We start from the raw sequence: 6848 nt of genomic DNA on the forward strand, positions 1-6848 counted from the left end.
GTCATGACGGTGCGGTGGTGCGGGCCGAGGACCGCGGCCATGTCGGAGTCCATCCGCACGGCCCGCTCCAGGCCGGCGGTCAGGGCCGCGTACCAGGCCCGGTCGGGAGTGGCGTTGCGGCCGATGCCGCGCAGCGCCACGGTTCCGTCCGCCTCCAGCGAGGCGGTCACGCTCCGGTCGCGGTGCCGCAGCGCGGCGGCGTCGAGATCGGGCAGCTGTGCGGAGTCGAAACCGAGCAGACGCTGAACGTTCTGGAGCAGCAGCCCGCCCCGGGTGTCGCCCAGCAGGGAGAGCCGGCCGGCGAGGGCATGCCGGCCCACGGTGACGTCGGCCGACACGAGCCGGTGGACGGCGTCCCCGCTGAGGGGGGCCGGGACGGTGCGTACCAGCGCCTCGGCGGTGCCGCACGAGTCCAGCTGATCGCCGTCGCCCGCTGCGTCGGCGCCGATCGCGGCGGCGAGATGGTCGTGGCCGGCCACCGTCAGGTGCGCGCCGAGGAGGCGAGGTCCGGCCCAGGAGGCGCTTACCCGGCCCAGCGGCGTTCCCGCCGCGACGAGCGGGGGAAGCAGTGAGGGTTTCGCGCCGGACCACTCCAATGACTCGGGCCACCACTGCGCGGAGTCGATCCGCAGCCAGCCGGTGCGGGAGGCGAGGGAGAACTCGCTGGCCTCCTCACCGCCCAGGGCCCGTACGACCCACTCGGCGATGCCCAGCCGCCGTACTGCCTGTTGCGAGTCCGGGAAGTGCCGGGTCAGCCAGCGGTGTTTGGTCAGTGACCACTGCGGTCGGACGGGGAGTCCGGTGGACCTGATGAACTCCACGCGCCCCAGGTCGTCGGCGAGTTGGTCGGCGAGGTCGCGGTCGCGGTCGTCATGCCAGGCGATGACGGGAGCGATCGGCTCTCCTCGCCGATCGAGCAGCACACCCGCTTCGCCCATGCTGGCGACACCGACACCCACAACGGGGCCCGGGGGGACCTGGGCGAGCGCCTGCGCGGTAGCGGCCCCCACTGCCTGCAGGACGTCGGCCGGGTCCGTCTCCACGCCGTTGCTGGTGACCTCCCAGCCCAGCGGGGCCTTCCCGGCCGCGGCCTCACGTCCGTCGACCGTGCACACCGTGACCTTGCACGACGTGGTGCCGACATCCATGCCCACCAGTAGAGCGTCCGACATGACCGTCCTCTCGACCTCACTCAGGGTGAGGATCGCACCTCGCTTGTTAATGCTTGTTTTTAGTTGGGTTTCGGTGGGACGTCAATGGCGCGGGAGGGGAACTTCCCGGGTGACCTGGATCTGGTGGCCGATTGTCCAGTGCTGGGTGGCTGAAAAAACTTCCCCCCAGCCCATTGACGCCCCACGTAAACCCAACTAAAAACAGGGCTTAACAAGGAAGACACATCCATTCACAGACCCTTCTGTCACTCAGGGTAGCTGTCATGGTCTCGGCGCTCACGGTCGCGAAGTACTGCACACGGGCCGGAGTGTCTTCCCCCATCACCCACGAGGGAGAGGTCTCTCGCATGGCATCGCCCAGATACACCGTCCTCGCCGGCACAGCCGCCATCGCCCTTCTCGCCGTCACCGGCTGCGCCGGCGCCGGGGGAGGCAGCAGCAGTGGCGGCGGCAAGTCGGTGAACGTGCTGATGGTCAACAACCCGCAGATGCTGGACCTGCAGAAGCTGACCGCCGAGCACTTCACCAAGGAGACCGGGATCAAGGTCAACTACACGGTGCTGCCGGAGAACGACGTCCGGGACAAGATCAGCCAGGAGTTCTCCAGTCAGGCCGGGACCTACGACGTGGCCTCCATCAGCAACTTCGAGGCCCCGATCTACGGCAAGAACGGCTGGCTCTCCCCGCTGGACAAGACGGTCGCAGGCCGGTCGGACTTCGCGCAGATCGACGTACTCAAGCCGATCCAGGAAGGCCTCAAGGGCGAGGACGGCAAGCTGTACGCGGAGCCCTTCTACGGCGAGTCGTCGTTCCTGATGTACCGCAAGGACGTGTTCAAGGAGAAGGGCCTGACCATGCCGGCCCACCCGACCTGGCAGCAGGTCGCGGACCTGGCGGCCAAGGTGGACGGCGCCCAGCCGGGGATGAAGGGCATCTGCCTGCGCGGCCAGCCCGGCTGGGGCCAGGTGTTCGCTCCCCTCACGACGGTGGTCAACACCTTCGGCGGTACGTGGTTCACCAAGGACTGGCAGGCGAAGGTCAACGCGCCCGAGTTCGAGGCGGCCACGAAGTTCTACGTCGACCTCGTCCGCAAGCACGGCGAGGCGGGCGCCCCGCAGGCCGGCTTCACCGAGTGCCTCAACGGCTTCCAGCAGAGCAAGACCGCCATGTGGTACGACGCCACCTCGGCCGCCGGATCGGTGGAGAGCAAGGGCTCACCCGTCGCGGGCAAGGTCGGCTACGTCGCGGCGCCGGTGGAGAAGACGAAGAGTTCCGGCTGGCTGTACTCGTGGGCGTGGGCGATCCAGAAGGCGTCCAAGCACCAGGACAACGCCGCCAAGTTCATCGCCTGGGCCTCCAGCAAGGAGTACGAGGAACTGGTCGGCAAGCAGCTGGGCTGGGAGCGGGTCCCGGCAGGCAAGCGCGCCTCCACCTACACCAACCCCGCCTACCAGAAGGCGGCCGGCGCCTTCTACCAGGCCACCGAGGACGCCATCAACAGCGCCGATCCGCGCAACCCCGGTGTGCAGCCCCGCCCGACGGTCGGAGTCCAGTTCGTCGACATCCCCGAATTCCCCGACCTGGGCACCAAGGTGTCCCAGGAGGTCAGCTCTGCCATCGCCGGCCGCACCTCGGTCTCGGCCGCCCTGGACAAGGGCCAGAAGCTTGCCGAAGACGTCGCCGCGAAGCACCGCTGAAGCTGACACCCACGGAGCGTGAAACGCACCATGACCAGCACACACACCCACCATCGCAGGGCACCCCGGGTGCCGGGCTCCGCCCCCGGCCCCGGGGCGGCCCGGCCGCCCCGCCGACCGTCGGCCCGGGCGGTGGCCTGGGCCCGGCGAGCACCCCTGCTGCCGGCCCTGGTGTTCATGGTGATCGTCACCCAGCTGCCCTTCGTGGCGACCCTGGTGATCTCCTTCATGGACTGGAACGCCCTGGCACCCGGCCGGCGCGGCTTCACCGGCTTCGGCAACTACACCCACGTCTTCAGCGACGCCGACCTGCGCTCCTCCGTCCTGACCACCATCACGCTCACCGCCACGGTGGTCCTCATCAGCCTGGTCCTCGGACTCGGCCTGGCTCTGCTCCTCGACCGGAAGTTCCGCGGCCGAGCCGTGGTGCGCACCATGCTCATCGCACCGTTCCTCGTCGTCCCGGTCGCCGCCGCCCTGCTGTGGAAGCACGCCCTGTTCAACCCCGAATACGGCCTGTTCAACGGCGTGCTGACCTGGATCTGGGAACTGTTCGGCTCACACAACCCACCCCAGCCGGCCTGGATCACCGAACATCCGCTCGGCGCGGTCTCGGCGGCGCTGATCTGGCAGTGGACGCCGTTCATGATGCTGATCCTGCTCGCCGGACTGCAGGGCCGCCCCCTCGACGCCATCGAGGCCGCCCGGGTGGACGGTGCGGGAAGCCGGCAGATCTTCCGCTACCTGACCCTGCCGCACCTGCGCCGCTACCTGGAACTGGCCGCCGTGCTGGGGTCCATCTACGTGGTGCAGAACTTCGACGCCGTCTTCACGATCACCTCGGGCGGCCTCGGTACCGCCAACCTGCCCTACACCATCTACGAGAGCTTCTACCAGGCACACGACTACGGTCAGGCATCCGCCGCCGGTGTCATCGTGGTCATCGGCACGATGGCCGTCGCCACCGTCGCGCTGCGCCTGGTGTCCTCGCTCCTCAAGGAGGAGACGACATGAGCACGAGCGTGCTGCCGAAGCCCACCAGGGCCGACAGGCGGCCGGGCAGGTCCCGGCGCAACAGTGCCCTGCTGGGGCTGGCTGCCTGGGTGGCGGGCGTCTTCTTCTTCCTGCCCATCGCGTGGATGGTGCTCACCTCCTTCCACAGCGAACAGGACGCCGCGACCAACCCCCCGTCCCTGTCGGCGTCGCTGACCCTTGACGGCTACCGCGAGTTCTTCGGCTCCTCCACCGGCGCCAGCCCCTGGCCGTCCCTGATCAACTCCGCGTCGGCGAGCGTCGTTTCCACCCTCCTGGTGCTCGCCCTGGCGATCCCGGCCGCCTACGCGCTGTCGATCCGGCCGGTGCGCAAGTGGTCGGACGTCATGTTCTTCTTCCTGTCCACGAAGATGCTGCCCGCCGTCGCCGGCCTGCTGCCGATCTACCTGGTCGCCCAGAACCTCGGACTGCTGGACAACGTCCTGCTCCTGGTCATCCTCTACACATCGATGAACCTGCCGATCGCCGTGTGGATGATGCGCTCGTTCCTCGCCGAGATCCCCACCGCCGTCCTGGAGGCCGCCGCCATCGACGGCGCCGGGCTCGTCACGCTCTTCCGTAAGATCATCATTCCCATGGCCGCACCCGGCATCGCCGCGACGTCGCTGATCTGCTTCATCTTCAGCTGGAACGAGATGCTGTTCGCCCGCGTCCTGACCGGGGTGCGCTCCATCACCTCACCGGTCTTCCTCACCAGCTTCGTGACCAGTCAGGGACTGTTCCTCGCCAAGGTGTGCGCAGCCGCCGTCGCCGTGTCGCTTCCGGTGCTCATCGCCGGATTCGCCGCCCAGGACAAACTCGTCCAGGGCCTGTCGCTGGGAGCCGTGAAGTGAAAGCCGCCCTCATCACAGCGCCCGGCCGCATCGAACTGGTGGATATCGACGATCCCGCCCCAGCCCCTGACGAGGTCGTGGTGGCGGTGGCGGCCTGCGGCCTGTGCGGCACCGACCTGCACATCCTTCAGGGCGAGTTCGCCCCCACGCTGCCCATCGTGCCCGGCCACGAGTTCGCAGGCGAGGTCGTCGCCGTCGGGTCCCACGTCACCGGCCTTCAGGTGGGCACCCGCGTCGCCGTGGACCCCTCACTGCCCTGCTTCACCTGCCACTACTGCCGCATCGGACGCAACAACCTGTGCGAGCGCTTCTCGGCCATCGGCGTCACCCACCCCGGGGCAGCCGCCGAGTACGTCGCCGCCCCGGCCGCCAACTGCGTGCCGCTGCCCGATCACATCTCCACCGCCGATGCCGCCCTCGTGGAACCGCTGTCCTGCGCGGTCCGCGGCTACGACGTGCTGCGCTCCACCCTCGCCTCCCACGTTCTGATCTACGGTGCCGGAACCATGGGGCTGATGATGCTGCAGCTCGCCAAGCGCACCGGCGCGGCCCGCGTCGATGTCGTCGACATCAATCCCGACCGTCTGGCCACCGCGACCCAGCTGGGCTGCTCGGAGGCCGCGGCGACGGCGGACGCACTCGACCGGCCGGCCTGGGACGTCGTCATCGACGCCACGGGCAACGCCGCCGCCATCCAGGACGGCCTGGGCCGCGTCGCCAAGGGCGGCACCTACCTGCAGTTCGGCGTCGCCGACTACGCCACCCGGGTCGAGATCGAGCCGTACAAGATCTACAACCAGGAGATCACCATCACCGGTTCCATGGCCGTCCTGCACAGTTACGAACGGGCCGCCGACCTCTTCGCCACCGGGGTGATCGACCCCGACATCTTCATCAGCGACCGCCTGCGCCTCGAGGACTATCCCGAAGCCGTCGCCCGCTTCCAGGCCGGCATCGGCCGCAAGATCCAGGTCCAGCCCCTTCCTCGTCCCGCCTGACCATCCGCACCGAACGGAGCCCAGACCATGTCCCAGCCCAACCGCCGTGTGCTCGTCCGCTCCATCGACGACATCACCCTCGAAGAGGTTCCCGCACCGGTGCCCGGCGACGACGAGCTCCTCATCCGCAGCACGGTCGTCGGCGTGTGCGGCTCCGACACCCACGCCGCCCTCGGTCACCACCCCTTCATCGACCTGCCCTACCGACCCGGACACGAAGTGGTCGGCGTGGTCACCGGAGCCGGCAAGGGAGCCGAGGACTTCGCCCCGGGCGACAGGGTGATCGTCGAGCCCAACCTGTACTGCGGCGAATGCGCCCAGTGCCGCTCGGGCCGCTACAACATCTGCCGGCAGCTGAAGGTGTTCGGCTGCCAGACCCCCGGCGGCATGGCCGACCTCTTCACCATCCCCGCCGACCGCGTCCACCGCGTACCCGAGGGCATGACCGACCTCCAGGCCGCCCTCGTCGAACCGCTCGCCACCCCCGTCCACGCCGTCGCCAAGGCCGGAGACCTCACCGGCCGTACCGTGGCGGTGCTGGGCGCCGGCCCCATCGGCCTGCTCGTCCTCACCGCCGCCCGGCACGCCGGCGCCACCCGGATCGTGGTCACCGACCTCCTCGACACCAAGCGGGACAGGGCCGTACGGCTCGGCGCGGACGCCGGCCTGCCGGCCGACGCGGCCGACCTCGCCGCCCTGGCCGACGCGGCCCTCGGCGGCCCGGCAGACGTGGTGTTCGACTGCGTCGCCCGCGAACAGTCCATGGCCCAGGCCATCGACCTCGTGGCCAAGGGCGGCCAGATCATCGTCGTCGGCGTCGGTGCCCCCGGCACCACCCCGATCCGCCTCGACCTCGTCCAGGACCGCGAAATCCGCATCGAGGGCACCCTGATGTACACCGCCGACGACTATCGCACCGCGATGTCCCTGATCACCTCGGGTGCCATCGCCACCGACGACATCGTCACCGCCACCTTTCCCCTGGAGGACGCGGGCAAGGCATTCGCCGCCTCCCTCGACCCCGAACACGTCAAGGTCCTCGTCACCATGACAGCCCCCTGACCCGGCCGCGCCTGAGCACATGGCACCTTCCCC

The 6848-nt window shown here is 69.3% G+C and carries 6 protein-coding genes; 5 read left to right on the top strand and 1 reads right to left on the bottom strand.

Annotation, left to right across the window (positions count from 1 at the left end; genetic code table 11):
- The coding region (locus tag ACFPIH_RS55800; protein WP_381187917.1) for an FGGY family carbohydrate kinase at positions 1-1172 on the bottom strand (1172 nt) is incomplete at its 3' end.
- A 347-nt stretch (positions 1173-1519) separates the two neighbouring features.
- Between ACFPIH_RS55800 and ACFPIH_RS55805 the strand changes: the two genes are divergently transcribed.
- Genes ACFPIH_RS55805 through ACFPIH_RS55825 form a run of 5 tightly spaced genes read left to right on the top strand, consistent with a single transcriptional unit; the run spans position 1520 to position 6815 of the window.
- Entirely contained in the window at positions 1520-2869 is a 1350-nt protein-coding gene (locus ACFPIH_RS55805) for an ABC transporter substrate-binding protein (protein ID WP_381187920.1), read from the top strand.
- A gap of 30 nt (positions 2870-2899) precedes the next feature.
- Positions 2900-3883 (top strand): carbohydrate ABC transporter permease, encoded by a 984-nt coding sequence (locus ACFPIH_RS55810; RefSeq protein ID WP_381187923.1) that lies wholly within the window; start codon positions 2900-2902, stop codon positions 3881-3883.
- A complete protein-coding gene (locus ACFPIH_RS55815) occupies positions 3880-4755 on the top strand; it encodes a carbohydrate ABC transporter permease (protein WP_381187926.1) in 876 nt (291 codons plus the stop codon). The genes ACFPIH_RS55810 and ACFPIH_RS55815 overlap by 4 nt, the downstream gene beginning before the upstream one ends.
- The gene (locus ACFPIH_RS55820) at positions 4752-5753 is read left to right on the top strand and encodes a zinc-dependent alcohol dehydrogenase family protein (RefSeq protein ID WP_381187929.1); all 1002 of its coding nucleotides are present in this window, start codon (positions 4752-4754) and stop codon (positions 5751-5753) included. Before ACFPIH_RS55815 ends, ACFPIH_RS55820 begins: the two co-directional genes overlap by 4 nt.
- 27 nt (positions 5754-5780) lie before the next feature.
- On the top strand, positions 5781-6815 hold the full coding sequence (locus ACFPIH_RS55825) for a zinc-dependent alcohol dehydrogenase (RefSeq protein WP_381187932.1): 1035 nt from the start codon (positions 5781-5783) through the stop codon (positions 6813-6815).
- Positions 6816-6848 lie beyond the last annotated feature (33 nt).

Source organism: Streptomyces vulcanius, assembly GCF_042653945.1.
In the GTDB taxonomy this organism is placed as follows: Bacteria; Actinomycetota; Actinomycetes; order Streptomycetales; family Streptomycetaceae; genus Streptomyces; species Streptomyces mangrovi.

Coding starts and splice junctions, on each gene's coding strand:
- ACFPIH_RS55805 (WP_381187920.1), top strand. CDS start 1,520: ATGGCATCGCCCAGATACACCGTCCTCGCCGGCACAGCCGCCATCGCC.
- ACFPIH_RS55810 (WP_381187923.1), top strand. CDS start 2,900: ATGACCAGCACACACACCCACCATCGCAGGGCACCCCGGGTGCCGGGC.
- ACFPIH_RS55815 (WP_381187926.1), top strand. CDS start 3,880: ATGAGCACGAGCGTGCTGCCGAAGCCCACCAGGGCCGACAGGCGGCCG.
- ACFPIH_RS55825 (WP_381187932.1), top strand. CDS start 5,781: ATGTCCCAGCCCAACCGCCGTGTGCTCGTCCGCTCCATCGACGACATC.